Source organism: Rhizobacter sp. P5_C2, assembly GCF_054049715.1.
Window position 1 is genome coordinate 1 of the sequence record NZ_JBFULV010000053.1, and the last position, 24,033, is coordinate 24,033.

Sequence of the window (24,033 nt, forward strand, 5' to 3'; positions counted from 1 at the left end):
GGCTTGCGCGAGCCGCGCCGCGGCGGCGGCGAGCGTCGGGCTGCCGGCCAGCGCCTGCTGCGCCAGCGCGTCGAGCTGCGGGTCGCCGAAACGCTGCCACCATGGGCCCTTCAACGCCGCATCGCCCGGCGTCGCCTCGCGCCACGGCGCGTCGAGCTGCCAGCTGACCGGCAGGTCGAGCGCCGGCTTCTGGTAGTCCGGGCCCGCAGCGCACGCCGCCAGGCCCAGCACCCACACCAGTGCCAGCGCGCGCGGCACCCGGCGCAGCGTCACAGCGCCCCCTTCGGTGCCGATGCCGCCGCGGCCACCGCCACCTGGTCGCCATCGGCCAGCGAATCGGACGGATTCAGCACCAGCCGCTGGTCGGCGCCAAGGCCGTCGAGCACCTCGACCGTCTCGCCGTAGTTGCGGCCCAGCGTCACCGCCTTCAGCGTGACGCGCCCGTTGCCGTCGACCACCGCGACGCGCGCGCCCTCGGCGCGGAACAGCAGCGCATTGGTCGGCACCAGCATCGCCTGGCTGGCCGACAGCGGCAGCGCCACCTGCACGTAGGCGCCCGGCAGCAGCGTGCCGTCCGGGTTCGGCAGCGCGATCTCGACCTGCATCGTGCGCGTGCCGGTGTCGATCGACGCCGCGGTGCGCGCCACCGTGCCCTTGAAGCTCCGGCCGCGCAGCTCGCCCTGAGTGACGACCACCGGCTGCCCGGCCTTCACCAGCTGCGCATACGACTGCGGCACGTTCACGTAGACGCGCAGCGGATCGGTCTGCGACAGCGTGAAGAGCGGCTTGCCGCTGGTGTCGATCAGGTCGCCGACATCGACGTTGCGCCGCGTGATCACGCCGGCAAACGGCGCCACCACCCGCTTGAAGCCTTCGAGCTGGCGCAGCCGCTGCACGTTGGCATCGGCCGCGGCCAGGTTGGCGCGCGCCTGCGCGGCGCTGCTGCGGCGTTCGTCCAGGTCCTGCTGCGAGACCACGTCTTTCTTGCGCAGGCTCTCCCAGCGCTCGACGGTGCTGGTCGCGAGCTGCAGGCCGGACGCCGCCTGCTCGCGCGCCGCCACCGCCTGCGACAGCTGCTGGTCGAGTTCGGGCGATTCGATCTCGGCCAGCACCTCGCCCTTCTCGACGCGCGCACCGATGTCCTTGGTCCAGCGCCGCAGGTAGCCGGCCGCGCGCGCCGCGATCGGCGACTGCACGAAGCCCTGCAGCGTGCCCGGCAGCGCGAGCGTCTGGCCGGCCTCGGCGGTCTTCGGCAGCGTGGTCTTCACGTACTGCTTCGCGCGTTCGGTGGTGCCGGCCTCCAGCGCCTTGGCATTGCCCATGCGGCTGATCACGGTGCGGCCGGCACCGAGTGCCAGCAGCACCAGCACGGCGATCGTCAGCAGCCGGACGCGGCGGGCGACCAGCTTGCGCTGCAGCGGATCGGCCAGGTGGATGGCGTCGGGCGATTCGTTCGGGTCGGCGGCGTGGATGCCCAGGGCCGCGTGGCGCTGCTCGGTCATGGCTCAGGTCTCCTGAAGGTTGGCAGCGGGCGGCAGGGCGGCATCACGGGTGTGGGCATGGGCCTCGCGGCGCTGCGCCAGCCGGCGGTGCACGCCGGCGTAGACCACCGGCACGAAGAAGAGGGTGGACACGGTGGCGAACAGCAGCCCACCGATCACCGCGCGGCCGAGCGGCGCGTTCTGCTCGGCGCCTTCGCCGAGGCCGAGCGCCATCGGGATCATGCCGATGACCATCGCCAGCGCCGTCATCAGCACCGGCCGGATCCGCGTCGCGCCGGCTTCGAGCGCGGCCGACAGCGCCGGCACGCCCTCTTGCAGGCGCTGCCGCGCGAACGACACCAGCAGGATGCTGTTGGCGGTGGCCACGCCCATCGTCATGATGGCGCCGGTGAGCGCCGGCACGCTCAGCGTGGTGCCGGTGATGAACAGCATCCACGCGATGCCGGCCAGTGCTGCCGGCAACGCGGCAATGATGATCAGCGCATCGATCCAGCTCTGGAAGTTGACGACGATCAGCAGGTAGACCAGCACGATCGCCATCGCGAGGCCGACGCCCAGCCCGATGAACGAGGCCTGCATGGTCTGCACCTGGCCGCGCAGCACCACCTGGCTGCCGCGCGGCAGCTTGGGCTGGACCTCGTCGACCAGCTTCTGCACCTGGCCGGCCACGTTCGCGAGGTCGGTGCCCTGCACGCTGACGTAGACGTCGATCGCCGGCAGGATGTTGTAGCGCGACGCGATCGCCAGCTGCCGCCCCGGCGCCGCCTCGACCAGGTTGCCGAGCAGCTGGGTGCTGCCGGCCGCGCCGGCGTTGGAGGCACCACCCGCACCCCCCGCGCCGACCGCACCCACCGGCATGTTCAGCAGCGCGTCCAGCGAATCGATCTTGTACTGCGGCGTCTGCACCGCGATGCTGTAGACCACGCCGTTCTGCGGGTTCAGCCAGAAGGCCGGCGCCGTCTGCGAGCTGCCCGACAGCGAGATCAGCACGTTCTGCCCGACGTTCGACGCAGTCAGCCCGAGCTGCTGCAGCCGCGAGCGGTCCATGTTCAGGTTGAGCGCCGGCAGGTCGTTGCGCTGGTGCACGTGGGCATCGACCGCGCCGGGAATCTGCCGGATCTTGCGCGTCAGCTCGGCGGCCAGCGCCGCGTTGGCCGCCAGGTTCTGGCCGGTGAACTGCACGTCGATCGCCGCCGGCAGGCCGAAGTTCAGGATCTGCGTGACGATGTCGGCCGGCTGGAAGAAGAACTCGGTGCCGGGGAAGCGCTTCGGCAGCTCGGCGCGCAGCAGGCTGACGAACTCGTCGGTCGGGCGGTGGCCTTCCTTCAGCGACAGCTGCAGCTCGCCGTCGAGCGTGCCGATGGTGCCGGCATTGCTGTACGACAGGTTGATGCCGCTGTTGGGCACGCCCAGGTTGTCGAGGATGGTCTCCAGCTGGTCGGCCGGGATCATCTCGCGGATGGCGGCCTCGACCTCGTCGGCCAGGCGCGCGGTCTCTTCGATGCGGGTGCCGGTGGGCGCGCGCAGGTGCAGCCGGATCTGGCCGGAATCGACGCTCGGGAAGAAGTCGCGGCCGAGGAACGGGATCAATGCGCACGACAGCAGGCAGAAGCCGGAGAACAGCAGCGCGAAGCGCTTGCGCTGCGCCAGCAGGCCCGACAGCGCCAGCGTGTAGACGCGGCGCACGCGCTCGAACTGGCGGTCGAAGGCGCGGTACAGGCGCTGCAGCGCGTTCGCCTTGGTCGTGCCGGCCGACGCGCCGGACGGCGCCGCATGCGACTTCGCCATCAGCAGCATCACCAGCGTCGGCACCAGCGTGCGCGACAGCAGGTACGACGCGATCATCGCGAACACCACCGCCTCGGCCATCGGCACGAACAGGAAGCGCGCGACGCCCGACAGGAAGAACATCGGCACGAACACGATGCAGATGCACAGCGTGGAGACGAAGGCCGGCACGCCGATCTCGCCGGCGCCGACCTCGATCGCCTCGAGCAGCGGCGTGCCCAGGTGCAGGTGGCGCTCGATGTTCTCGATCGTCACGATCGCCTGGTCGACCAGGATGCCCACCGAGAGTGCCAGCCCGCCGAGCGTCATCAGGTTCAGCGTCTCGCCGAGCATCTGCAGCACCAGGATGGACGCGAGGATCGACAGCGGGATCGTCGCCGCGATGATCAGCGTGCTGCGCCAGTTGCCGAGGAACAGCAGCACCATCGCGGCCGTCAGCAGCGCGGCGATCACCGCCTCGGCGATCACGCCCTTGACTGCTGCCTTGACGAACACCGACTGGTCGAACAGCGGCGTCACCTTGACGTCGGCCGGCAGCGTATGCGACGCGCGCGGCAGCAGCGCGCGCAGGTTGTCGACGATGTCGAGCGTCGACGCACCGCCGTTCTTCAGCACCGACAGCAGCACGCCGCGCGCGCCGTCCTGGCGCACGATGTTGGTCTGCGGCGAGAAGCCGTCGCGCACCGAGGCGACGTCGCGCAGGTAGGTGGTGGCACTGGTGTTGCCACTGAGACTGGTGCGCACCGGCAGGTCGCCCAGCCCGGCGATCGCGTCGGGCGAGCCGTTCATCTTGACGGTGTATTCGGTCGCGCCGAACTTGGCGGTGCCCGACGGCAGGATCAGGTTCTGCAGGTTCACCGCATTGACCACGTCGGCCGGCGACAGCCCGCGCGCCTGCAGCGCCGCGGTGTCGAGGTCGACCGAGATCAGCCGGTTCTTGCCGCCGTACGGGAACGGCACGGCCACGCCGGGGATCGTGATCAGCTGCGGGCGCAGCTGGTTGACGGCGGCGTCGAACACCGCCTGCTCCGGCAGCGTCGGGCTCGACAGCGCGAGCTGGATCACCGGGATGCTGGAGGCCGAGTACTTGATCACCAACGGCGGCGTGATGCCCGGCGGCAGCTGGCGCACCTGGGTCTGCATCGACGCGACCACCTGGGCGATCGCGGTCTGGATGTTGGCGGTCGGCTGGAAGAAGACCTTGATGACCGCGATGCCGGCCAGCGATTGCGACTCGATGTGCTCGATGTCGCTGACGGTGGTGGTGAGCCCGCGCTCGCTCTGGGCCGAGATGCGCTGGCCCATCTCTTGAGCCGACAGGCCGCCGTAGTTCCAGATGATGCTGATCACCGGAATGTTGATTTCCGGGAAAATGTCGGTCGCCATGTTGCGCAGCGCGAACGGCGTGGCCAGCACGATCAGCAAGGCCATCACGATGAACGTGTAGGGGCGACGCAGCGCCAGCTGGACCATGGACATCGACAGCAACTCCTGCGTGCGCCCCATTGCGCAACCCACGATGATATTCAGATCACGTTGCCGGCGTGTTGCTGATTCGGCGGATCGATCCTCGTTTCCGGTGCGGTTTCCGGTGCATCAACACCCTGCGCGCGGCGTGGCGGTCAGCGCGGCGTAAGCTGCCGGCCGCGACGGCACAAGGAGTGGCAATGGTGCGCGGGGCAGGCGGCAGCGGGCGAGCGATCACGGCACTGGCATGGGGCGCGTGCGCGATGGCGGTGCAGGCCGCCGAGGCGCCATTGCCCGCACCGGGCAACGTGGCCGGATTGCCGAGCTGCGTGAGCGCCGACTGGATCCAGTTCGGGCGCGACGAGCAGAGCGCGCTGCTCGACGACGGCGACCGCCGCGCGGTGGTGGCCGAGATGCACCGCCTCTACCCGGTGATCGAGCACGACGGGCTGCCGGTGTCGCGCATCGTGCTGTGGCGGCGCAGCGGTGGCGAGCTGGTGTTCGTCGCGGCGATGGACAACCCGCGCCAGGCCGGCGAGGCCTGCTTCATCGCGACGGTGTCGGCCGCCCGCTTCAGCATGGCGCTGCCGCTGCTGCGCAAGTACCTGCCGCCGCAGGCAGCGGCCGCGCCGTGATCAGCCGCCGGCGCGCTTGGCGGCGTGGCCGGCTTTCTTCAGTCGCTCGACCACCACGTCGATGTGGTCGCCCTGCAGTTCGATCACGCCGTCTTTCACGGTGCCGCCGACACCGCAGGCGGCCTTCAGTTCGCGTGCCAGCTGGGTCAGCGCGTCGTCGTCGAGCAGCAGGCCCTTGACCAGCGTGACGCCCTTGCCTTTGCGGCCCTTGGTCTCGCGCGAGACGCGCACCACGCCGTCACCCTGCGGAAGCGCCTTCTGCGCCTTGCACACGCATTGCGCCTGCGGCTGGCGGCAATCCGGGCAGATGCGGCCGGCATCGGTGGAATAGACCAGCGACGACAGCCCTGCGAGGCCGGACACGCTCTTCTTCATCACGTGGACGCGGCGGCGGCGCTGGTGATTTGCGTGCTGCCGGCAGCAGCGGGCTCGACGACCGCCCCCCGGATGACGGTGGCGAGTGCCACGTCGCGCCGGACCCGCCCGGGGTCGTCATTGCCAATGCCGAATGCGCTCTGCGCGCAGTGCTCGTGGAGGTGTTTCGGCATGGTGATCCTTTTGGGCGCCGATGATAACGGCGCGCAAAAGGCCGGCGGCGGCGCGGCTCGAGCGCACATGCCCAGCCTCGCGATTGCCAGACTGGCCGCAGCGGCTCAGCTGCGTCAACTGAAGTCAAGCGACCCCCCTGAGCTGGAATCGTCCTCGGTCGAACTATTCGATTCAGATCCACTTTTCTGTTTGGCAGTATTCTTTTCGGCAGTTTCCAGTTCGGCAATAAACTGGCTGAGGCGGCCTTCCAATTCGTCCATCGACAGAGCCCCAAACTCTGTTGATGCGCGAAGTTTAAAACCGACAATTAGAGATCGGACGTACTCGGTCTGCCCTTTGTCATGGCTCTTGCAAATCCGATTGACTTGTGTCTGCAGGGCCGGGGCGTCCCCCTTCTGGTATTCGTCCAATTTTTTATGGAAGTCGGTCAGATCCGCAATGAACGCCTGGATTTTGCTCAATTCCCGAAGCGGTGGCATAGAGGTAATGACGGTCTGCGAATTACTCGATTCACTTTCGAACCTGGGTAGAGATTTCCGGCCCTTGGCTGAACTCAATTTCGGCGGCGTATCCACATCGAGCACTATGATCATGAACCGCTTCAAATAATTCTCAAGGTGCTCGAGCTCGACGCTTGCGCGCTTAACGTCGCGTAACGACAAGTGAGCGTCCGCGGAGCGAACCCTATCAAGACAAGGCCCTTTGTGCTTTACAGTCCACTGTTCGAAGACGTCCGCCAACGACAGAAGAGCTTCTTTGGCATCGTCGAATTGACCGGAACTCAAGAGATTCTGCGCATCGACAATCGCGTGCAAAAGCGGCCAACCGGTCTCCGGCTGTGCGTCAATCGCACGCGGCGCAAGGAGAACAACATTGTCAGGCTGCGCGGCTTGGCGTTGCGCCCAGAACTCTCTCGCTCCCGCGATGACGCCATTGACATTCTCAGTGAGAATTCTTGCCGCGGAACTCCCACCCGACTGCACGCCGTCTTTGACTCGCCTCGCCACTCTCACCACTCGTCTCGAAGCCTGGTACACGTTGTTCATGATGCTGCCGGATGATTTGATTGCTCGCCAATCGCAAGTGCACATGAGTGGTGGCGCGACGCCGTTGGTTCCCGGCGAGGCCGAAGAGCGTTGAACCTGTTCGTTCTGCCTGAATCAAATCGTGCCGCGCGGCTGGCGTCTACGACGCGACGCGCTGAACCGCGACGTATCCTGGCGCGATCACAAGACAGGAGACGCCCATGAGCCGCCCACCCATCAGCCGCTACCCGGTGCCCGACCTCGCCGGACTGCCCGACGACATCCGCGCGCGCATCCTCGAGGTGCAGCAGAAGGCGGGCTTCGTGCCGAACGTGTTCCTCGGCTTCGCGCACCGGCCCGACGAAGCGCGGGCCTTCTTCGCGTACCACGACGCGCTGCTGCTGAAGGAAGGCGGCCACCTGACGAAGGGCGAGCGCGAGATGATCATCGTGGCGACCTCGGGCGCGAACAACTGCCTGTACTGCGTGGTCGCGCACGGCGCGATCCTGCGGGTCTACGAGAAGCAGCCGCAACTCGCCGACCAGGTCGCGACCAACTACCTGAAGGCCGACATCACGCCGCGCCAGAAGGCGATGCTCGGCTTCGCGATGAAGGTCTGCAACGATGCGGCGAACATCGTCGAGACGGATTTCGAGGCGCTGCGTGCGCACGGCTTCGACGACGAGGACATCTGGGACGTCGGCGCGATCACCGCGCTGTTCGGGTTGAGCAACCGGATGGCGAACCTGATGAGCCTGCGGCCGAACGACGAGTTCTACCTGATGGGGCGGGTGCCGCGGGAGAAGAAGGCCTAGCGGACCAGCAAGCCCTCGGCCGTCCAGCGCTGGATCACACCGACGACGCCGGGCACCGCTGGCGCGTCACCCAGTGCGTCGGCGGCAATCGCACACAGCGCGCTGAAATCATCCCCCTGCATCGCGGCGGCCAGCAGCTGCGCCTCGACCGCGTCGGCGGCCGAGCGCCAGCGCGTCTCCAGCGCCGGCCGCCAGACGATCAGTTGATGCTCGCCGGCTTCGGGTTCGGCCAGCTCGGGCTCCTCCTCGCCTTGCAGCGCGCGCCATGCGGGCTCGACATGCCAGTCCAGGCTCAGCACCTGCACGCTCGGGTGAAAGCGCAGCACGCGCTGTGGCCAACCGTCAGCCGGCAGCGCCGCCAGCTCGGCGGGCGTCATCGGCGTCGCGTCCGCCGCATCGAAGGCCTCGCGCAGCGCCCACTCCATGCGCGCCAGGTCGACGAAGGCCGGATGCGGCACCAAGCCTGGATTTGCCGCCATGAACTCCGCGAGCCGGTGCCCGAACCAGCGGATCGACGGATGCCGCGACGGATGCGCCTGCAGGTAGGCCTCGGCCAGCGCGTCGAAGGCCTCGTCGCCCATCGCGCGCGGCAGCACGCCGTGGTTGTCGCGCAGCGCCGCGACCAGCCGCGCGCGGTAGGCGTTCTGGTAGATGCGCAGCAGCGGCTCGTGCTGCGTAGATTCGCGCAGCAGGCCGGGCCCGGCCGGTGCGCCGAGCATCGCGGCGTGCAATCCGCGCTGCTGATCCGCCAGCGGGCTCGGGCTCGCGCCGGCGCTCATGCCGCAACCGCCTCGTTCAACGCCGCGGCCTCGACCGCGCGCGCCTGGTCCAGCTCGGCCACCAGTTCCGCCAGCGGCGGGATGTGGTCGTCGCGCTCGATCATCGCGGGCACGTGGCCCAGGCGCTGCACCGTGTAGCCATAGAGGTCCCACACCGCCGCGCACACCGGGTGGTCGTGCGTGTCGATCAGGTAGCTGCCATGGTCCTCGTGGCCGGCCAGGTGGATCTGCCGCACGCGCTCGCGCGGCATCGCGTCGATGAAGCGCCGCGCGTCGAAGCCATGGTTCACGCTGCTGACGTGCACGTTGTTGACGTCCAGCAGCAGCTCGCAATCGGCACGCTGCAGCAACTCGCCGATGAACTCCCATTCGCTCATCTCGTCGGCCGCGAAACCCACGTAGCTCGATACGTTCTCCAGCACCAGTCGTCGGCCCAGCAGGTCCTGCACCTGGCGCACGCGCGGCACCAGGTGGCGCAGCGCGGCCTCGGTGTAGGGCATCGGCATCAGGTCGTGCAGGTTGTGGTGGTCGACGCCGGTCCAGCACAGGTGGTCGGAGATCCACGCCGGCTCGATGCGCTGCGCCAGCGCCTTCAGGTCGCGCAGGTAGCCGGCGTTCAGCGGGTCGGTGCTGCCGATCGACATCGACACGCCGTGCATCGCCATCGGGTGGTCGCGGCGGATGCGGTCGAGGTGGTGCAGCGGCTTGCCGCCGGGCACCATGTAGTTCTCGGAAATGACTTCGAGCCAGTCGACGCGCCGCGCAAGCGCGCGGTCGTCGCTGCAGAAGTCGCGGTAGTGCTCGGTGCGCAGACCGAGCCCGAAGCCGTGCAGCGCAGTGTTCATGGGCAGTGCCGGCTTCGGGCCTGGGTTTACTTCAGCACCGTGCCGCCGGCGCTGGCGCATTCGGCGGCCGTCTTCTTGCCGACCCAGCCCTGGCCCTTGCAGCCGTTCTGGCCCTTGCATTCGCTCTTCGCGGTCTTGCAGTCTGAGGTGCCCTTGCAGCTGTTGACGCCGGCGCACTTGACGCTGCCTTCATCGGCAGCCTGCACGCTGGTGGCGACGGTGCCCAGCGAGAACAGGGCGGCAGCGGTGGTGGCCAGGGCGAGGCCGGACTTCAGGTTCAGCATGATCATTCCTTCAGGTTGGTGTTGGGGACGTGCAGCCGAGGATGAATCCCTCGCGCCAGCCCCACTCTGTCGGTTCCCGCCACGCGCCCTTACACCGACCCACCTGAAAGAACTTGCAACCCGGTTACTTCAGCACCTCGGCCATCGCGACGGCCGTCGCTTCGACATTGCCCGAGTTCAGGCCGGCCACGCACATGCGGCCGGAGCGCACCAGGTACACCGCGTGCGCCTCGCGCAGTTCGTCGCACTGCTCGGGGCTCAGCCCGGTGTAGCTGAACATCCCGCGCTGGCTCAGGAAGTAGCCGAAGTCACGGCCCGGCAGCTTCGCGCTCAGCACCGCATGCAGCTTCTCGCGCATCGCCTTGATGCGCACGCGCATCGCGTCGAGCTCGGCTGCCCATTGCTCGTACAGCGCCGGCGTCTGCAGCACGCGCGCCACGATCTGCCCACCGTGCGTCGGCGGGCTGCTGTAGTTCTTGCGGATCGTCGCCTTCATCTGGCCGAGCACCAGCGCCGCCTCGGCCGCGTTCGGGCACACCACGCTCAGGCCGCCGCAGCGCTCGCCGTACAGCGAGAAGCTCTTCGAGAACGAACTCGCGACGAAGAAGCTCAGCCCCGCATCGGCCAGCGCGCGGATCGCGAACGCATCCTGCGAGATGCCGTCGCCGAAGCCCTGGTACGCGATGTCGACGTACGGGATCAGCTTGCGCTGCGCCAGCACCGGGATCAGCTCGGCCCACTGCGCCGCGCTCAGGTCGACGCCGGTCGGGTTGTGGCAGCAGGCGTGCAGCAGCACGATGCTCTTCTCCGGCAGCACCGACAGCGCCGCCAGCATCTCGGGAAAGCGCACGCCGCCGGTGGCCGCGTCGTAGTACGGGTAGGTGCTGACGCTGAAGCCCGCGCCCTCGAACATCGCGCGGTGGTTGTCCCAGGTCGGGTCGCTGACCCACACGTTGGAGTTCGGGAAGTAGCGCTTCAGGAAATCGCCGCCCACCTTCAGCCCGCCGGAGCCGCCCAGCGTCTGGATGGTCGCGACGCGCCCGCTGGTCACCGCCTCGTGCGTCGCGCCGAACAGCAGGTGCTGCACCGCCTGGCGGTAGTTGGCCGCGCCTTCCATCGGCTGGTACGGGCGCGCGCCGATCGTCTGCAGCATCGCCGATTCGGCCTCGCGCACCGCGCGCATCACCGGCAGCCGGCCATCGTCGTCGAAGTAGATGCCGATGCTGAGGTTGATCTTGTGCGGCCGCGGATCGCGGCCGAAGGCCTCGTTGAGGGTCAGGATGGGGTCGCCTGCGTAGGCGTCGACGTGCTCGAACATGGTGCTGCCTTGGGTGGGGAAGTGGTCGGTGTCGGACGCAAATTATCGGCGACGCCCTTCAGCCCCTGCCCGGCGTGGCCGATATCCCTCGGGCGAGGTGCCGCCGATGTCCGGCCGGCGCCCGCGCCGCCCCGGCGCAGGGCAAGAGACAAGCGAGTTCCCCGAGTGACTGTCAGATCGATCCGCAACAAGGCGCACTGGGCCGCTTACGCCACCGTGGTGACGTTGGCGGTGGGCGTCTTCGTGGCCGCGTGGTCGGCCCGCCAGGACCGGCTGTGGGGCGACATGCAGGAGGCCGCGCACGAGGCGGCGCGCGAGGTCGGGCTGTCGACCCGCTCGGCCCGCAACAGCGTCTTCATGCTGCAGGGCGTCGCGAACGGCCTGTTCCAGCAGCAGGGCCTCGCGCTGTCGAAGGAACACCAGGCGGCGCTCGCCGAGCGGCTCGACCTCCCCGGCACCACCGTGCTGCTGCCGATCACGCGCGCCGCGCACCGCACCGCACGCGCGTCGGTCAACAACCATTCCGATTCGCCGGCCTTCAGCATGGCCGGTGTCAAGCCGGCTCCGGACAGCGAGGCCGGCCTCGACAAGGGCCGCGAGATCGAGATCGCGCTGTCCCTCGGCCCGGCGCTGATCCAGGCCAAGGCCACGCAATCGGCGGCCGCCGCCGTCTACTACCTGTCGGGCCAGGGCTTCCACCTGATCTACCCGCCGGCCTCCGACGACCTGCAGCTGTTCACGCCCGACATGCTGGCCCGCGATCCCTACCGCGACGGCCTCGTCGAGCGCAACCCCGGCCGCACGCCGGTCTGGTCGGCCTCGTACGACGACCCCAAGGGCAACGGGCTGATCAGCACGCTGGCGATCCCGATCGACGATGCCGAGGGCCGTTACCGGGCCATCGCGGCGATGGATTTCCAGCTCGACAGCCTGTCGCAGTACGTGCGCCGGCCGGCGCTCGGCATCGCGACCGCCTTCATCCTCGACGACCGCGACCGCGTGATTGCGCACCCGACGATGGTCGGCGGCGCCTCCGACAAGGCGCCGACGCTGCAGCAGGTCGCGCAGCGTGCCGGTGCGGCCGGCGACTGGGGCGCGCTGCGCACCGCGCCGGCCAACAACCGGCAGGAGCTGGCGGCCGATTGGGCGCTGGTCTACGACATCGAATCCACGCCGTGGCGCTACGCGATCGTGGTCGACCGCGCGCAGCTGCGCTGGGCCGCGCTGCGCACCATGCCGCTGGAGGCCGGCGCGCTCGCCGCGCTGCTGCTGCTGCTGGGCTATGCCGAGAAACGCCGCCGCGAGGCGCTGGTATCGCTGCGCCGCAAGGCCGCCGAAGACGTGCTGCAGGCGGCGCCGGCGCCGGTCGCGGTGCTGCGCCAGGCCGACCTGTCGATCATGATGGCCAACGCGGCGCTGCTGCGGCTGTTCGGCGACGACGGCACCACCGACGCGGCCAGCGCCCGCCGCAGCGCGCACGAGCAACTGCACGACCTGATCAAGAGCCTGTCGTCGCAGGAGCAGATCGAGGCCGGCCGCGTCAGCGAGATGTGCCTGCACCGCGGCGACAGCACGCCGTTCTGGGTGCTGGTGCGCTGCGTGCCGCTGGTGCATGAAGACGAGCCCGGCTGGCTGTGCAGCCTGACCGAGGTGACCGCGCTGAAGCAGGCGCAGGACCAGCTGGAGACGCTGGCCACCACCGATCCGCTGACCGGCGCGCTGAACCGGCGCGCCATCGCCGCGCGCGGCGGCGTCGAGCTGAAGCGCGTCGGCCGCACCGCGGCGAGCTTCTCGGTCCTGCTGCTCGACATCGACCTGTTCAAGCGCGTCAACGACGAGCACGGCCACCCGGCCGGCGACCGCGTGCTGCAGGCGGTGTCACGGGCCTGCCAGGGCGCCTTGCGCGAGCTCGACGTGTTCGGCCGCTGGGGCGGCGAGGAGTTCGTCGCGCTGCTGCCGGACACCGACCACGACGGCGCGGTGGCGGCGGCCGAGCGCTTGCGCGTGGCGATCGAGGCCTTGAGCGTCGAGGATGATGTGGGCCGGCCCATCCGCCCGACGGTCAGCGTCGGCGTGGCGGTCGTGCTGCCGGCCGGCGATTCACTCGAGGCGCTGCTGTCGCGCGCCGACACCGCGCTGTACGTCGCCAAGGCGGCCGGCCGCAACCGCGTGTGCGTGGCACCGGCGGGCAACGCGCCGGCCGAACTCGTTCAGGCGCCAGCCGCTCAGGCCGCAGTCATTCAGGCTGACAGCGCGGCCTCGATGTCGGCCGACAAGGATTCGGGCGTGTCGGTCGGCGCGTAGCGCTTGAGCACCTGGCCGTCCTTGCCGACCAGGAACTTCGTGAAATTCCACTTGATCGCCTTGGTGCCGAGGATGCCCGGGGCTTCGGCGGTCAGCCACTTGTAGAGCGGGTGCGCGTCGCCGCCGTTCACGTCGGTCTTGGCCATCATCGGGAAGCTGACGCCGTAGTTCAGCTGGCAGAACGACGAGATCTCGTCGTTGCTTCCCGGGTCCTGGTGGCCGAACTGGTTGCTCGGGAAGCCGACCACCACCAGGCCCTTGTCGGCGTACTTCTTCCACAGCGCCTCCAGCCCGGCGAACTGCGGCGTGAAGCCGCAGGCGCTCGCGGTGTTGACGATCAGCAGCACCTTGCCGCGCTGCGCGGCGAGCGGCGCCGGCTTGCCGTCGATGGTGGCGGCTTCGAAGTCATAAGCGGTGGTCATGTTGTTTCCCTTCAATTCGAAAAGGCGGCGATGCCCGTCTGGGCGCGGCCGAGGATCAGCGCGTGCACATCATGCGTGCCTTCGTAGGTGTTGACCACCTCCAGGTTCACCAGGTGCCGCGCGACGCCGAACTCGTCGCTGATGCCGTTGCCGCCCATCATGTCGCGCGCCAGGCGGGCGATGTCCAGGCTCTTGCCACACGAGTTGCGCTTCATGATCGACGTGATCTCGACCGCGGCCGTGCCTTCGTCCTTCATGCGGCCGAGGCGCAGGCAGCCCTGCAGGCCGAGCGTGATCTCGGTCTGCATGTCGGCCAGCTTCTTCTGCACCAGCTGGTTGGCCGCAAGCGGGCGGCCGAACTGCTTGCGGTCGAGCACGTACTGGCGCGCGCGGTGCCAGCAGTCCTCGGCCGCGCCGAGCGCGCCCCACGCGATGCCGTAGCGCGCGCTGTTCAGGCAGGTGAACGGGCCCTTCAGGCCGCGCACCTCGGGGAAGGCGTTCTCCTCGGGGCAGAACACGTTGTCCATCACGATCTCGCCGGTGATGCTGGCGCGCAAGCCGACCTTGCCGTGCACCGCCGGCGCGCTCAGGCCCTTCCAGCCCTTCTCGAGCACGAAGCCGCGGATCGCGCCGCTGTCGTCCTTGGCCCAGACCACGAACACATCGGCGATCGGGCTGTTGGTGATCCACATCTTCGCGCCCGACAGGCTGTAGCCGCCGTCGACCTTGCGCGCCCGCGTGACCATGCTGCCGGGGTCGGAGCCATGGTCGGGTTCGGTCAGGCCGAAGCAGCCGATCCATTCGCCGCGCGCGAGCTTGGGCAGGTACTTCTGCTTCGTGGCCTCGTTGCCGAACTCGTGGATCGGCACCATCACCAGCGACGACTGCACGCTCATCATCGAGCGGTAGCCGGAGTCGACGCGCTCGACCTCGCGCGCCACCAGCCCGTAGCAGACGTAGTTCAGCGCGGCACCGCCGTAGGCCTCGGGGATCGTCGGGCCGAGCAGGCCCAGCTCGCCCATCTCGCGGAAGATCGCGACATCGGTCTTCTCATGGCGGAAGGCCTCGAGCACGCGCGGTGCGAGCCGGCCCTGCGCGTAGTCGCGGGCGGCGTCGCGCACCTGGCGCTCGTCGCTGTCGAGCTGCTGGTCGAGCAGCAGCGGGTCGTCCCACTGGAAGGCGGCTTTGGGCGTGGACATGACGGAATCTCCGGGAGAGGGTTCGGGGTTCGATGGCGCAGGGTAACGCTTGTCGGCGGCCTCAGGCTTCATCCGCCAGCAGCGACATGCCGAGCAGCGCGCGCCGCTTCAGCCACGGGCTCGGGCGGTAGCGCGGGTCGCCGTAGAAGGCGTGCATGCGTTCGAGGATCGCGAGCACCGTGCGCGCGCCGAGCCGGTCGCCCCATGCGAGCGGCGGCAGCGGGTAGTTGAGGCCGAGCTTGACGGCGAGGTCGATGTCGGCCGGCGTCGCGATGCGCTGCTGGGCGATGTCGCAGGCGATGTTGACGATGGTCGCGACGGCGCGCTGCGCGACCAGGCCCGCGCTGTCGCGGATCACGGTGACCGGCACGCCGTCGGCCGCGAACAGGCCGTGCGCGGCGTCGCGCCATGCGGCGGTGGTGGCCGGCGTGGTCATCACGACGCGGCGGCGCGACAGGTCGAACAGCGTCTCGACCGCGACGCTGCGCTGCGCATCGAGCCCGAGCCGCTGCACGCAGGTGGTGGCGTCGTCGCCGACCGGTGCGACCACGCACAGGCTGTCGGCACGCGGCGTGCTGCCGTCGTCGATCGGCACGCCCAGCGTGGCCACGAGCGAGCGCAGCGCAGCAGGCGCATCCGGTGCCAGCCAGACGGCCGCCGGACGGGCATCCGGCGCAGGCGCTTCGGCGATGGCCTGCTTCTGCCCGCCGTCGTAGCGGTAGAAGCCGCGCCCGGCCTTGCGCCCGACCAGCCCGGCCGCGAGCATCTGGCGCGTCAGCGGTTGCGGGCGGTAGCGCGGCTCGTCGTAGTACTGGCGGTAGATCGATTCCATCACCGGGTGCGACACGTCGAGCGCGGTGATGTCCATCAGCTCGAACGGGCCGACGATGAAGCCGGCCACGTCGCGCAGCACGCGGTCGACGTCGTGGAATTCGGCGATGCCTTCCGACAGGATGCGCAGCCCTTCGGTGCCGAAGCCGCGCCCGGCGTGGTTGACGATGAAGCCCGGCGTGTCCTTCGCGCGCACCGCGGTGTGGCCCAGGCGGCGGCCGAGCGCCAGCAGGTTCTGCGTGACGGCCGGGTCGGTCAGCAGTCCGTCGACCGCCTCGACCACCTTCATCACCGGCACCGGGTTGAAGAAATGGAAGCCGGCCACGCGCGACGGCAGCCGCAGCGAAGCCGCGATCGCGGTGACCGACAACGACGAGGTGTTGCTCGCGAGCACGCAGTCGTCGCGCACCAGCGCCTCGAGCTCGGCGAACAGCGCCTGCTTGGCGCCGAGGTCTTCGACGATGGCCTCGATGACGACATCGCAGCCGCGCAGCGCCTCGATCGCGACCACCGGCGCGAAGCGCGCGGTGGCCGCGGCCGCCTGCGCGGCGCTCAGCTTGCCGCGTTCGTGCAGCGTGCGCAGCGTGACGGCCAGCTTCTCGCACCCGGCCGCCGCGCCGCCGGCGCGCGCATCGAAGACCCGCACCTCCAGCCCGGCCTGCGCCGCGATCTGCACGATGCCCATGCCCATCACGCCGGCACCGACCACGCCGAGCGTCAGCGCGTCGGTCGCGAAGTCGCGCGGAGTCCCTTCTGGAGGATGGCCGGGGCTTTCACCCTTGTGATCGGTCTGCATTGCGGAATACCATTCTGCGAGCTCACGCCAGCCGCCGATTGTTCCCGGTGCCGTCTTCGACTGTCAATCAACGTTGTCCACACGCCCATGGAATCGTCCGCCGCAGGCACCCCCACGCCGCCGCGCCCGAAGGAAGACCGCCACTTCGTCACCGCGCTCGCGCGCGGGCTGGAGGTGCTGGCCTGCTACCGCAGCGGCGACAAGGCGCTGGGCAACCAGGAGATCGCGCAGCGCTGCCGGCTGCCCAAGTCCACCGTCTCGCGGCTGACCGCCACGCTCACGCGCCTCGGCTACCTGATCCAGGTCGAGGACAGCGGCAAGTACCGGCTCGGCACCGCGACGCTGTCGCTTGGCAGCGCGATGCTGGCGCGGCTCGACGTGCGCCAGCTCGCGCGGCCGGCGATGCAGGAGCTGGCGGATTTCTCGCGCGCGATGGTGTCGCTCGGCACGCGCGACCGGCTGTCGATGATCTACGTCGAGAACTGCCGCAGCAGCGCGGCGCTGACGCTGAGCCTGGACGTCGGCTCGCGCATCCCGGTGGCCACCTCGGCGATCGGCCGCGCCTGGCTCGCGCTGGCCGGCGAGCGCGAGCGCCAGGATGTGCTCGAGCGCGTGCAGGAGGTCGACGAAGTGGCGTGGCCCGAGCTGCAGCGCGCCATCACGCGGGCGGTGGACGACCACCACACGCTGGGCGTCGCGACCTCGTTCGGCGAATGGCAGAAAGACGTGAACGCCATCGCCCGCGCGTTCCGCCCCGGCGGCGGGCTGCCGCCGATGGCCATCAACTGCGGCGGGCCGTCGTTCAAGCTGTCGAAGGAGTTCCTGCTGGGCGAGGTGCGCCCGCGGCTGATCGAGATGGTGGACCGGCTGGAGGCGTCGTTGCTGAGGTGATCGCCTGACACCTTCGCGACAGCGGGATTCACCGTGTTTACAAGCCCCCGTCCGGCTCCTAGCATGGTCCGATCCCCAGCACCGTGTTCCGCACCGCGGAACAGCGCCGCCGCACCGTCCATGCAGCAAGCCCCACCTCCCGCCCAAGCGCATTTCGCCCACTGGCCCCCCGGCTTGCCGCACCACCTGACGCTGCCGCAGACCAACCTCTTCCACAACCTGGAGGTGTCGGCGCGGCGCTATCCGGACAAGGCGGCGGTCATCTTCTACGACAGCGTGATGACCTATGCGCAGCTGCTGGCCGGCAGCGAACGCATCGCCGGCTGGCTTCAGCACGTCGGCGTGCAGGCCGGCGACCGCGTGCTGCTCTACCTGCAGAACAGCCCGCAGTGGGTGATGGCGTTCTACGGCATCCTGCGCGCCAACGCGGTGGTGGTGCCGGTCAACCCGATGAACCGCAGCGAGGAGTTGCGCCACTACGTGCACGACAGCGGCGCGCGCGTGGCGGTCGTGCCGCAGGACCTGCTGGCGCAGATGCAGCCGCTGCTCGAGGAATCCGTTGAACCCGATGCGGCCGCCCTGCGGCAGCTGCTCGTCGTCACCTACGCCGATGCGCTGACCACGCCGACCGACCTGCCGGTGCCCGAGATCGTCTCGGCCGCCCCGCTCGCCTTCGACGCGCCGAAGCTCACCGCCTGGCGCGACGCCCTCGCGCACGACAAGCGCCCCGGCCCGCTGACCGCCGGCCCGCACGACCTTTGCGTGATGCCCTACACCTCCGGCACCACCGGCCAGCCGAAGGGCTGCATGCACACCCACCGCAGCGTGATGAGCACGCTGGTCGGCGGCGTGCAGTGGTTCGGCCGCACGCAGGATGCCGTCTACCTGTCGGTGCTGCCGTTCTTCCACGTCACCGGCATGGCCGGCAGCCTGAACGGCCCGTTGTACCTCGGCGCGACGACGGTGGTGCTGGCACGCTGGGACCGCGATGCCGCCGCGCAGTGCATCCAGCGCCACCGCGCCACGGTGCTGCAGGCGATCTCGACGATGGTGGTCGACTTCCTGTCGAACCCGCGCCTGGCGGACTACGACCTGTCCAGCCTGCAGGGCATCCGCGGCGGCGGCGCGGCGATGCCGGCCGCCGTGGCCGCGCGGCTGCGCGAACTGACGGGCCTCGATTACGTCGAGGGCTACGGCATGACCGAGGCGATGGCCGCGACGCACATCAACCCGCCGCACCGGCCCAAGCCGCAGTGCCTCGGCATCCCGGTGTTCGACGTCGATGCGCGGGTGGTCGACCCGGCCACGCTGCTCGAGCTGCCGCGCGGCGAGACCGGCGAGGTGGTGGTGCACGGCCCGCAGGTGATGCGCGGCTACTGGAACGACGAGGCCGCCACCCGCGACGCCTTCATCGAGATCGACGGCCGCGCCTTCCTGCGCACCGGCGACCTCGCGCAGGTCGATGCCGACGGCTACTTCTTCATGGTCGACCGGCTCAAGCGGATGATCAACGCGTCGGGCTTCAAGGTGTGGCCGGCCGAGGTCGAATCGCTGATGTACCGCCACCCGGCCGTGCTCGAGGCCTGCGTGATCGCCGCGCGCGACGAGCGCCGCGGCGAGACGGTGAAGGCGCTGGTCGTGCGGCGCGCGGGGCACGAGTCGGTGACCGCGCAGGAGCTGATCGCCTGGAGCCACGAGCACATGGCCGCCTACAAGAGCCCGCGCATCGTCGAGTTCGTCGCCGCGTTGCCCAAGTCCGGCACCGGCAAGGTGATGTGGCGCGAGCTGCAGGAGCGCGAACTGAACACACCCCGAGGAGACACCCCATGACCGACATCCCCCTGTTGCGCCGCCGCTCGCTGATCGTCGCCGCCGGCGGCGCGGCCCTCGCGGCACCGCTGCGCGTGCTGCGCGCCGAGAGCTTCCCGAGCAAGCCCATCACGCTGATCGTGCCGTGGCCGGCCGGCGGCTCGACCGACCGCCACCTGCGCACGCTGGCCGACATCGCCGGCAAGCTGCTCGGCCAGAACGTCATCGTGCAGAACCAGCCCGGTGCCGGCGGCACGCTCGGCCCGGGGATGATGGCCGGCACCGCGAAGCCCGACGGCTACACCATCGCGCAGTACCCGATGGGCATGCTGCGGCTGCCGCACATGCAGAAGGTGGCGTGGAACCCGATCAGCGATTTCACCTTCATCATGGGCATCTCGGGCTACACCTTCGGCTTCACGGTGCGCGCCGACTCGCCGTTCAAGACCTTCAACGACTACATCGAGGCGGCGCGCCGCGAACCCGGCAAGGTCGACTACGGCTCCACCGGCATCGGCACCTCGCCGCACCTGCTGATGGAAGAGCTGGCCGACAACGCGAAGGTCACGCTGAACCACATCCCGTTCAAGGGCAATGCCGACCTGCAGCAGGCGCTGCTCGGCGGGCATGTGATGGCGCAGAGCGACGCGACCGGCTGGGACAAGTTCGTCGACAACGGCCAGATGCGGCTGCTCGTCACCTTCGGCGAGCGGCGCACGAAGCGCTGGCCGAACGTGCCGACCGCGAAGGACCTGGGCTACGGCGTGGTGTCGAGCTCGCCGTACGGGCTGGTCGGCCCGAAGGGCATGGACCCGGCGGTCGTGAAGACGCTGCACGATGCGTTCAAGAAGGCGATGGACGACCCGCGCCACGTCGAACTGCTCGACCAGCTGAACCAGGAGGCCTGGTACCGCAGCGGCGACGACTACGCGAAGTGGGCGCGCGAGACCTTCGTGAAGGACAAGGCGCTGATCGAGCGGCTGGGCCTGGCCGCCAAGGCATGACGAGGCCTCTTGCACAAGAACCGACATGAGCCTGCTCGCCCTGCTGTCCCCACTCCCCGTCGAACCCTATGCGCAAGCGTTGCGCCGCGCCCAACCCGACCTGGCGCTGTGGACCACCGAGGCCGACGCGCCGCCGGACCGCGTCGAAGCGATCCTCGCCTGGCGCCTGCAACCGGGCCAGGCCGCCCGCTACCCGAATCTGCGCATGGTGTGCAGCATCGGGGCCGGCGTCGACAAGCTGATGCCGCCCGACCTGCCCGAGTCGGTCGCGCTGACCCGTGTCGTCGATCCCGGCCAAGGCCGCGAGATCGCCCAGTACGTGCTCGCCTGCACGCTCGGCTTCACAAGGGACCTCGGTCTCTATGCACGGCAGCAGGCGCAAGCCGAATGGCGCCGGCACCCGGTGCGGCCGGCATCGCAATGCCGTGTCGGCGTGCTGGGACTGGGTGAGGTCGGCCAGGCGGTGGCACGCGCCTTCACGCCGCTCGGGTATCCCGTGGCAGGCTGGAGCCGCCGCGGCGCGCCGGTGCCCGGTGTCGAGGTGTTCACCGGCGACGCCGGGCTCGCGTCGCTGCTCGCGCGCAGCGACGTGCTGGTCTGCACGCTGCCGTTGACGCCGGCCACGCGCGGGCTGTTGAACCGGGCGACGCTGTCGCAGTTGCCGCGCGGCGCCTTCGTCGTCAGCGTCGGCCGCGGCGAGCACCTGGTGGAAGCCGACCTGCGCGCGCTGCTCGACGAAGGCCACCTGGCCGGCGCCGCGCTCGACGTGTTCGAGCGCGAGCCGCCGGATCCGTCGAACTGGGTCTGGCAGCACCCGAAGCTGGTCGCGACGCCGCACATCGCCGCGCAAGCCTCGTTCGACACCGTCGCGGCGCAATGCCTCGATGCGCTGCGCCGTGCCCGCGACGGGTTGCCACTGCCGCACGGCGTCGACCGTTCGGCCGGGTACTGACGATGGACGAAGCCTTCGAGACCCTTCCCGCGCGGATCCGCGCCCATGCGCGGGCGCGGCCTGCGCAGGCGGCGCTGCTGCAAGGCAACGAGTTGCTGACCTACGGCGCGCTCGACGCGCTGATGGACCGTATCGCGGCCGCGCTGCAGCGCGATGGCGCACAGCCGGGCGATGCGGTCGCGGTGTGCGCCGGCACGTCGACGCGCTACGCGGCGGTGTTCCTCGGTGCGCTGCGGGCCGGCGTGGTCGTCGCGCCGCTCGCGCCGTCGTCGACGGCCGACAGCGTGGCGGCGATGCTGGCCGATGCGCAGCCGCGAGCACTGTTCGTCGACGCGGCGGCGTCGGCGTTGATCGCGCCGTCGGCGCTGCCCCGCATCGCGCTCGACGACGATGCGGCCTTCGAGCGCTGGCTCGCGCCGGCCGGTTCGCCGCTGGCCGAGCTGCCGCTGCCGCCCGAGGCGCCGTTCAACATCATCTATTCGTCCGGCACCACCGGCGTGCCGAAAGGCATCGTGCAGTCGCACGGCATGCGCTGGGCGCACGTGCAACGCAGCCGGCAGTTCGGCTACACGCCCGACGGCATCACGCTGCTCGCGACGCCGCTGTACTCGAACACGACGCTGGTGGTGTTCTTCCCGACGCTGGCCAGCGGTGGCTGCGTCGTGCTGATGCCGAAGTTCGACGCCGCCGGCTACCTCGCGCTGGCCGCGCAGCACCGCGCGACCCACACGATGCTGGTGCCGGTACAGTACCAGCGGCTGATGGCGCTGCCCGGCTTCGAGCGGCACGACCTGTCGTCCTTCATCAACAAGTTCTGCACCAGCGCGCCGTTCGGCGCCGCGCTGAAGGCCGATGTGCTGGCGCGCTGGCCGGGCGGGCTGGTCGAGTTCTACGGCATGACCGAGGGCGGCGGCACCTGCATCCTCGCGGCGCACGAGCGCCCGGACAAGCTGCACACGGTGGGGTGTCCCGCCGAAGGGCACGACATCCGGCTGATCGACGACGACGGCGGCGAGCTGCCGGCCGGCGCCACCGGCGAGGTGGTCGGCCATTCGCCCGGGATGATGCTGGGCTACCACCGGCAGCCGCAGAAGACGCGCGAGGCCGAGTGGTTCGACGCGGCGGGAAAGCGCTTCATCCGCACCGGCGACGTCGGGCGCTTCGATGCGGACGGCTTCCTGGTGCTGCTCGATCGCAAGAAGGACGTGGTGATCAGCGGCGGTTTCAACATCTACCCGAGCGACCTGGAGGCGGTGCTGCGCGGGCACCCGGCGGTGGCCGATGCGGCGGTGGTGGGCGTGCCGTCGGCCGAATGGGGCGAGACGCCGGTGGCGTTCGTCGTGGTGCGCGAAGGCGCGCAGGACGCAGCGGCCGAGGACCTGAAGCAGTGGCTGAACGCCCGCGTCGGCAAGACGCAGCGGGTGGCCGATGTGCGCCTCGTCGACGAGCTGCCGCGCAGTGCGATCGGCAAGGTGCTCAAGCGCGAGTTGCGCGAGCGCTGGCGCTGAGCACAAGCGCCCGCGGTTTCTTGCAGGCGCGTGAAAGGCGGGTGACTTCGTCGGGTATCTGACGCCTCCTGGTAAGGCATCGTGTTTACCCGTAGCATCCCGCGCGCCGCAGGTCCGCACCCGCGGCGCCGGCAGCAGTCATCGGCCGGCTCCACCTCCACGAGACAACACAGGGTTCCCCCCATGAAAAAGATCCTCTTCACCGCCCTCATCGCGATGGCCGGCAGCGTCGGCGCGCACGCCGAAGGCATTTATGTCGGCGTGGCCGCCGGTGGTACGAACGTCGACGTCCCTTGCAACGGCATCAACGACTGCGACAAGAGTGACACCGGCTTCAAGCTGTTCGGCGGCTACAAGCTGACCGAGAACGTGGCCGTCGAGGCGCACTACGCCGACTACGGCAAGGCCAAGGTCAGCGGCTTCGGGGGAGGAAACCCCCAAGCCAGCGGCGACGCGGCGCTGACGGGCTTCGGCTTCGGCGTGGCGCTGTTGGGCGACTTCGCAACCGACTGGAATGGCGTGGTCCGCGCCGGCATCGCCCGCAACAAGGTGAAGGTGAGCGTCACGTCGCCGGGTTCTTCCTTCTCCGACTCGGAGAGCAAGACCAAAGGCTACGTTGGCGCCGGCGTCGGCTACAAGCTGACCAAGGAAGTCTCGCTGACCGCCGCCATCGACTACACCGAAGGCGAGCACAACGGCGACAAGGCCAAGGCCACGCTGTACACGATTGGCGTCAACTACAGCTTCTGATGTGGTGATCCGCTGACACGAAGCAGCCGATCTCGCTCGACGCGGGGTCGGCTATTTTTTTGCGCGTTGCGCTTCGCCCCACAGGCCCTGGCACTGCTGCGCCAGCGGACCCGAGGCGGCCGACGCCGGCGCCACCGGCGTCTTCTTCAGGCGCTTCTGCTCGGCGACATAGACACTGCTCTTGCGCAGCGCGGCCAGCTTGCCCAGCATCTTCTCGTCTTCGGGCGCGTGGTACAGCCGCAGGTAGGCCACGTCGCGCTGACCCTTCATCGCGGGGTACATCGCCTCGCAGCGCTGGTAGCTGGCGTCGTAGCGGGCGAGCTTCTTCGCATCGAGCGTCAGCGCCTGGGCGGAGCCGGCGAACAGCGTGAGGGCAGTCAGGGCGGTCGGGAGGAGGCGCATGGGACAACGGGTCAGCGGCGAAGTTGGCAAGCATAGGCCACCGCACGCACTGTCGCGCATCCAGTTGCAACGACCGCAGCGAGGGGTCGCGCTGCCTCCGGCGGGCAGTCCGGGCAGCCGTTACGCCGCTGCTTGCCCCTTGGATGCAAGCCCGATAC

22 protein-coding genes and 1 pseudogene are annotated in these 24,033 nt (G+C 69.6%); 9 read left to right on the forward strand and 14 right to left on the reverse strand.

Annotation, left to right across the window (positions count from 1 at the left end; genetic code table 11):
* From ACXJLU_RS19540 to ACXJLU_RS19550, 3 genes and pseudogenes are all read right to left on the reverse strand, one after another.
* Nucleotides 1–273, reverse strand: a pseudogene (locus ACXJLU_RS19540) (efflux transporter outer membrane subunit); the annotation flags it as partial.
* Nucleotides 270–1,502, reverse strand: coding sequence for an efflux RND transporter periplasmic adaptor subunit (locus ACXJLU_RS19545; RefSeq protein WP_457333791.1), 1,233 nt, complete (start codon nt 1,500–1,502; stop codon nt 270–272). The gene ACXJLU_RS19545 and the pseudogene ACXJLU_RS19540, both read right to left, overlap by 4 nt.
* A 3-nt stretch (nt 1,503–1,505) precedes the next feature.
* A complete protein-coding gene (locus ACXJLU_RS19550; protein ID WP_457333793.1) occupies nt 1,506–4,769 on the reverse strand; it encodes an efflux RND transporter permease subunit in 3,264 nt (1,087 codons plus the stop codon).
* 188 nt (nt 4,770–4,957) lie between these two features.
* On the opposite strand from ACXJLU_RS19550, the gene ACXJLU_RS19555 reads away from it, so the two are divergent.
* On the forward strand, nt 4,958–5,392 hold the full coding sequence (locus tag ACXJLU_RS19555; protein ID WP_457333795.1) for a hypothetical protein: 435 nt from the start codon (nt 4,958–4,960) through the stop codon (nt 5,390–5,392).
* Here ACXJLU_RS19555 and ACXJLU_RS19560 read toward each other — a convergent pair whose 3' ends face one another.
* The 3 genes from ACXJLU_RS19560 to ACXJLU_RS19570 all read right to left on the reverse strand — a co-directional run bounded on the left by ACXJLU_RS19560 (nt 5,393) and on the right by ACXJLU_RS19570 (nt 6,987).
* The gene (locus tag ACXJLU_RS19560; RefSeq protein ID WP_457333797.1) at nt 5,393–5,767 is read right to left on the reverse strand and encodes a translation initiation factor Sui1; all 375 of its coding nucleotides are present in this window, start codon (nt 5,765–5,767) and stop codon (nt 5,393–5,395) included. It lies immediately after the preceding gene.
* Nucleotides 5,767–5,940 carry a hypothetical protein gene (locus ACXJLU_RS19565; protein ID WP_457333798.1) on the reverse strand — a complete coding sequence of 58 codons (174 nt, stop codon included), beginning with the start codon at nt 5,938–5,940 and terminating at the stop codon, nt 5,767–5,769. Before ACXJLU_RS19565 ends, ACXJLU_RS19560 begins: the two co-directional genes overlap by 1 nt.
* Before the next feature lie 114 nt (nt 5,941–6,054).
* Complete coding sequence (locus tag ACXJLU_RS19570) at nt 6,055–6,987, reverse strand: hypothetical protein (RefSeq protein WP_457333800.1); 933 nt, start codon at nt 6,985–6,987, stop codon at nt 6,055–6,057.
* 200 nt (nt 6,988–7,187) lie between these two features.
* Here ACXJLU_RS19570 and ACXJLU_RS19575 point away from each other — a divergent pair, with 200 nt between their 5' ends.
* Complete coding sequence (locus ACXJLU_RS19575) at nt 7,188–7,781, forward strand: peroxidase-related enzyme (protein WP_457333802.1); 594 nt, start codon at nt 7,188–7,190, stop codon at nt 7,779–7,781.
* Here the strand turns inward: ACXJLU_RS19575 and ACXJLU_RS19580 are convergent.
* From ACXJLU_RS19580 to ACXJLU_RS19595, 4 genes are all read right to left on the reverse strand, one after another.
* Nucleotides 7,778–8,560 (reverse strand): HvfC/BufC family peptide modification chaperone, encoded by a 783-nt coding sequence (locus ACXJLU_RS19580; protein WP_457333804.1) that lies wholly within the window; start codon nt 8,558–8,560, stop codon nt 7,778–7,780. The two genes, ACXJLU_RS19575 and ACXJLU_RS19580, sit on opposite strands and share 4 nt — an antisense overlap.
* The gene (gene bufB, locus ACXJLU_RS19585; RefSeq protein ID WP_457333806.1) at nt 8,557–9,405 is read right to left on the reverse strand and encodes an MNIO family bufferin maturase; all 849 of its coding nucleotides are present in this window, start codon (nt 9,403–9,405) and stop codon (nt 8,557–8,559) included. Before bufB ends, ACXJLU_RS19580 begins: the two co-directional genes overlap by 4 nt.
* Nucleotides 9,406–9,431: 26 nt before the next feature.
* Nucleotides 9,432–9,689 (reverse strand): BufA2 family periplasmic bufferin-type metallophore, encoded by a 258-nt coding sequence (gene bufA2, locus ACXJLU_RS19590; protein WP_073462774.1) that lies wholly within the window; start codon nt 9,687–9,689, stop codon nt 9,432–9,434.
* A 124-nt stretch (nt 9,690–9,813) separates the two neighbouring features.
* Nucleotides 9,814–11,007: an amino acid aminotransferase gene (locus ACXJLU_RS19595; protein WP_457333808.1), complete on the reverse strand. Its 1,194-nt coding sequence runs from the start codon at nt 11,005–11,007 to the stop codon at nt 9,814–9,816.
* A gap of 165 nt (nt 11,008–11,172) precedes the next feature.
* Here ACXJLU_RS19595 and ACXJLU_RS19600 point away from each other — a divergent pair, with 165 nt between their 5' ends.
* A complete protein-coding gene (locus tag ACXJLU_RS19600; protein ID WP_457333810.1) occupies nt 11,173–13,311 on the forward strand; it encodes a sensor domain-containing diguanylate cyclase in 2,139 nt (712 codons plus the stop codon).
* On the opposite strand, the gene ACXJLU_RS19605 is transcribed toward ACXJLU_RS19600, so the two are convergent.
* The 3 genes from ACXJLU_RS19605 to ACXJLU_RS19615 form a co-directional block, all read right to left on the reverse strand.
* On the reverse strand, nt 13,248–13,733 hold the full coding sequence (locus ACXJLU_RS19605) for a glutathione peroxidase (protein ID WP_457333812.1): 486 nt from the start codon (nt 13,731–13,733) through the stop codon (nt 13,248–13,250). The genes ACXJLU_RS19600 and ACXJLU_RS19605 overlap by 64 nt on opposite strands.
* 11 nt (nt 13,734–13,744) lie before the next feature.
* Entirely contained in the window at nt 13,745–14,932 is a 1,188-nt protein-coding gene (locus tag ACXJLU_RS19610) for an acyl-CoA dehydrogenase (protein ID WP_073462549.1), read from the reverse strand.
* A gap of 61 nt (nt 14,933–14,993) precedes the next feature.
* Nucleotides 14,994–16,559 (reverse strand): 3-hydroxyacyl-CoA dehydrogenase, encoded by a 1,566-nt coding sequence (locus ACXJLU_RS19615; RefSeq protein WP_457333814.1) that lies wholly within the window; start codon nt 16,557–16,559, stop codon nt 14,994–14,996.
* A gap of 87 nt (nt 16,560–16,646) precedes the next feature.
* Between ACXJLU_RS19615 and ACXJLU_RS19620 the strand changes: the two genes are divergently transcribed.
* The 6 genes from ACXJLU_RS19620 to ACXJLU_RS19645 all read left to right on the forward strand — a co-directional run bounded on the left by ACXJLU_RS19620 (nt 16,647) and on the right by ACXJLU_RS19645 (nt 23,473).
* Complete coding sequence (locus ACXJLU_RS19620; RefSeq protein WP_457333816.1) at nt 16,647–17,450, forward strand: IclR family transcriptional regulator; 804 nt, start codon at nt 16,647–16,649, stop codon at nt 17,448–17,450.
* A gap of 120 nt (nt 17,451–17,570) precedes the next feature.
* Nucleotides 17,571–19,280 carry a long-chain fatty acid--CoA ligase gene (locus tag ACXJLU_RS19625; RefSeq protein ID WP_457333818.1) on the forward strand — a complete coding sequence of 570 codons (1,710 nt, stop codon included), beginning with the start codon at nt 17,571–17,573 and terminating at the stop codon, nt 19,278–19,280.
* Nucleotides 19,277–20,263, forward strand: a complete 987-nt coding sequence (locus ACXJLU_RS19630) for a tripartite tricarboxylate transporter substrate binding protein (protein WP_457333820.1) — start codon at nt 19,277–19,279, stop codon at nt 20,261–20,263. Before ACXJLU_RS19625 ends, ACXJLU_RS19630 begins: the two co-directional genes overlap by 4 nt.
* Nucleotides 20,264–20,288: 25 nt before the next feature.
* Nucleotides 20,289–21,215, forward strand: a complete 927-nt coding sequence (locus ACXJLU_RS19635; protein WP_457333822.1) for a 2-hydroxyacid dehydrogenase — start codon at nt 20,289–20,291, stop codon at nt 21,213–21,215.
* 2 nt (nt 21,216–21,217) lie between these two features.
* Complete coding sequence (locus ACXJLU_RS19640; RefSeq protein WP_457333824.1) at nt 21,218–22,723, forward strand: class I adenylate-forming enzyme family protein; 1,506 nt, start codon at nt 21,218–21,220, stop codon at nt 22,721–22,723.
* Nucleotides 22,724–22,906: 183 nt separating this feature from the next.
* A complete protein-coding gene (locus ACXJLU_RS19645) occupies nt 22,907–23,473 on the forward strand; it encodes a porin family protein (RefSeq protein WP_457333826.1) in 567 nt (188 codons plus the stop codon).
* 51 nt (nt 23,474–23,524) lie between these two features.
* Here ACXJLU_RS19645 and ACXJLU_RS19650 read toward each other — a convergent pair whose 3' ends face one another.
* The gene (locus tag ACXJLU_RS19650) at nt 23,525–23,875 is read right to left on the reverse strand and encodes a hypothetical protein (RefSeq protein WP_457333828.1); all 351 of its coding nucleotides are present in this window, start codon (nt 23,873–23,875) and stop codon (nt 23,525–23,527) included.
* Nucleotides 23,876–24,033: the final 158 nt, after the last annotated feature.

What these genes read in the sequence shown, in the direction of transcription:
- ACXJLU_RS19545 (WP_457333791.1), bottom strand. Translation starts at nt 1,502, where the DNA reads ATGACCGAGCAGCGCCACGCGGCCCTGGGCATCCACGCCGCCGACCCG.
- ACXJLU_RS19550 (WP_457333793.1), bottom strand. Translation starts at nt 4,769, where the DNA reads ATGTCCATGGTCCAGCTGGCGCTGCGTCGCCCCTACACGTTCATCGTG.
- ACXJLU_RS19555 (WP_457333795.1), top strand. Translation starts at nt 4,958, where the DNA reads ATGGTGCGCGGGGCAGGCGGCAGCGGGCGAGCGATCACGGCACTGGCA.
- ACXJLU_RS19560 (WP_457333797.1), bottom strand. Translation starts at nt 5,767, where the DNA reads ATGAAGAAGAGCGTGTCCGGCCTCGCAGGGCTGTCGTCGCTGGTCTAT.
- ACXJLU_RS19565 (WP_457333798.1), bottom strand. Translation starts at nt 5,940, where the DNA reads ATGCCGAAACACCTCCACGAGCACTGCGCGCAGAGCGCATTCGGCATT.
- ACXJLU_RS19570 (WP_457333800.1), bottom strand. Translation starts at nt 6,987, where the DNA reads ATGAACAACGTGTACCAGGCTTCGAGACGAGTGGTGAGAGTGGCGAGG.
- ACXJLU_RS19575 (WP_457333802.1), top strand. Translation starts at nt 7,188, where the DNA reads ATGAGCCGCCCACCCATCAGCCGCTACCCGGTGCCCGACCTCGCCGGA.
- ACXJLU_RS19580 (WP_457333804.1), bottom strand. Translation starts at nt 8,560, where the DNA reads ATGAGCGCCGGCGCGAGCCCGAGCCCGCTGGCGGATCAGCAGCGCGGA.
- bufB (WP_457333806.1), bottom strand. Translation starts at nt 9,405, where the DNA reads ATGAACACTGCGCTGCACGGCTTCGGGCTCGGTCTGCGCACCGAGCAC.
- bufA2 (WP_073462774.1), bottom strand. Translation starts at nt 9,689, where the DNA reads ATGCTGAACCTGAAGTCCGGCCTCGCCCTGGCCACCACCGCTGCCGCC.
- ACXJLU_RS19595 (WP_457333808.1), bottom strand. Translation starts at nt 11,007, where the DNA reads ATGTTCGAGCACGTCGACGCCTACGCAGGCGACCCCATCCTGACCCTC.
- ACXJLU_RS19605 (WP_457333812.1), bottom strand. Translation starts at nt 13,733, where the DNA reads ATGACCACCGCTTATGACTTCGAAGCCGCCACCATCGACGGCAAGCCG.
- ACXJLU_RS19610 (WP_073462549.1), bottom strand. Translation starts at nt 14,932, where the DNA reads ATGTCCACGCCCAAAGCCGCCTTCCAGTGGGACGACCCGCTGCTGCTC.
- ACXJLU_RS19615 (WP_457333814.1), bottom strand. Translation starts at nt 16,559, where the DNA reads ATGCAGACCGATCACAAGGGTGAAAGCCCCGGCCATCCTCCAGAAGGG.
- ACXJLU_RS19620 (WP_457333816.1), top strand. Translation starts at nt 16,647, where the DNA reads ATGGAATCGTCCGCCGCAGGCACCCCCACGCCGCCGCGCCCGAAGGAA.
- ACXJLU_RS19625 (WP_457333818.1), top strand. Translation starts at nt 17,571, where the DNA reads ATGCAGCAAGCCCCACCTCCCGCCCAAGCGCATTTCGCCCACTGGCCC.
- ACXJLU_RS19630 (WP_457333820.1), top strand. Translation starts at nt 19,277, where the DNA reads ATGACCGACATCCCCCTGTTGCGCCGCCGCTCGCTGATCGTCGCCGCC.
- ACXJLU_RS19635 (WP_457333822.1), top strand. Translation starts at nt 20,289, where the DNA reads ATGAGCCTGCTCGCCCTGCTGTCCCCACTCCCCGTCGAACCCTATGCG.
- ACXJLU_RS19640 (WP_457333824.1), top strand. Translation starts at nt 21,218, where the DNA reads ATGGACGAAGCCTTCGAGACCCTTCCCGCGCGGATCCGCGCCCATGCG.
- ACXJLU_RS19645 (WP_457333826.1), top strand. Translation starts at nt 22,907, where the DNA reads ATGAAAAAGATCCTCTTCACCGCCCTCATCGCGATGGCCGGCAGCGTC.
- ACXJLU_RS19650 (WP_457333828.1), bottom strand. Translation starts at nt 23,875, where the DNA reads ATGCGCCTCCTCCCGACCGCCCTGACTGCCCTCACGCTGTTCGCCGGC.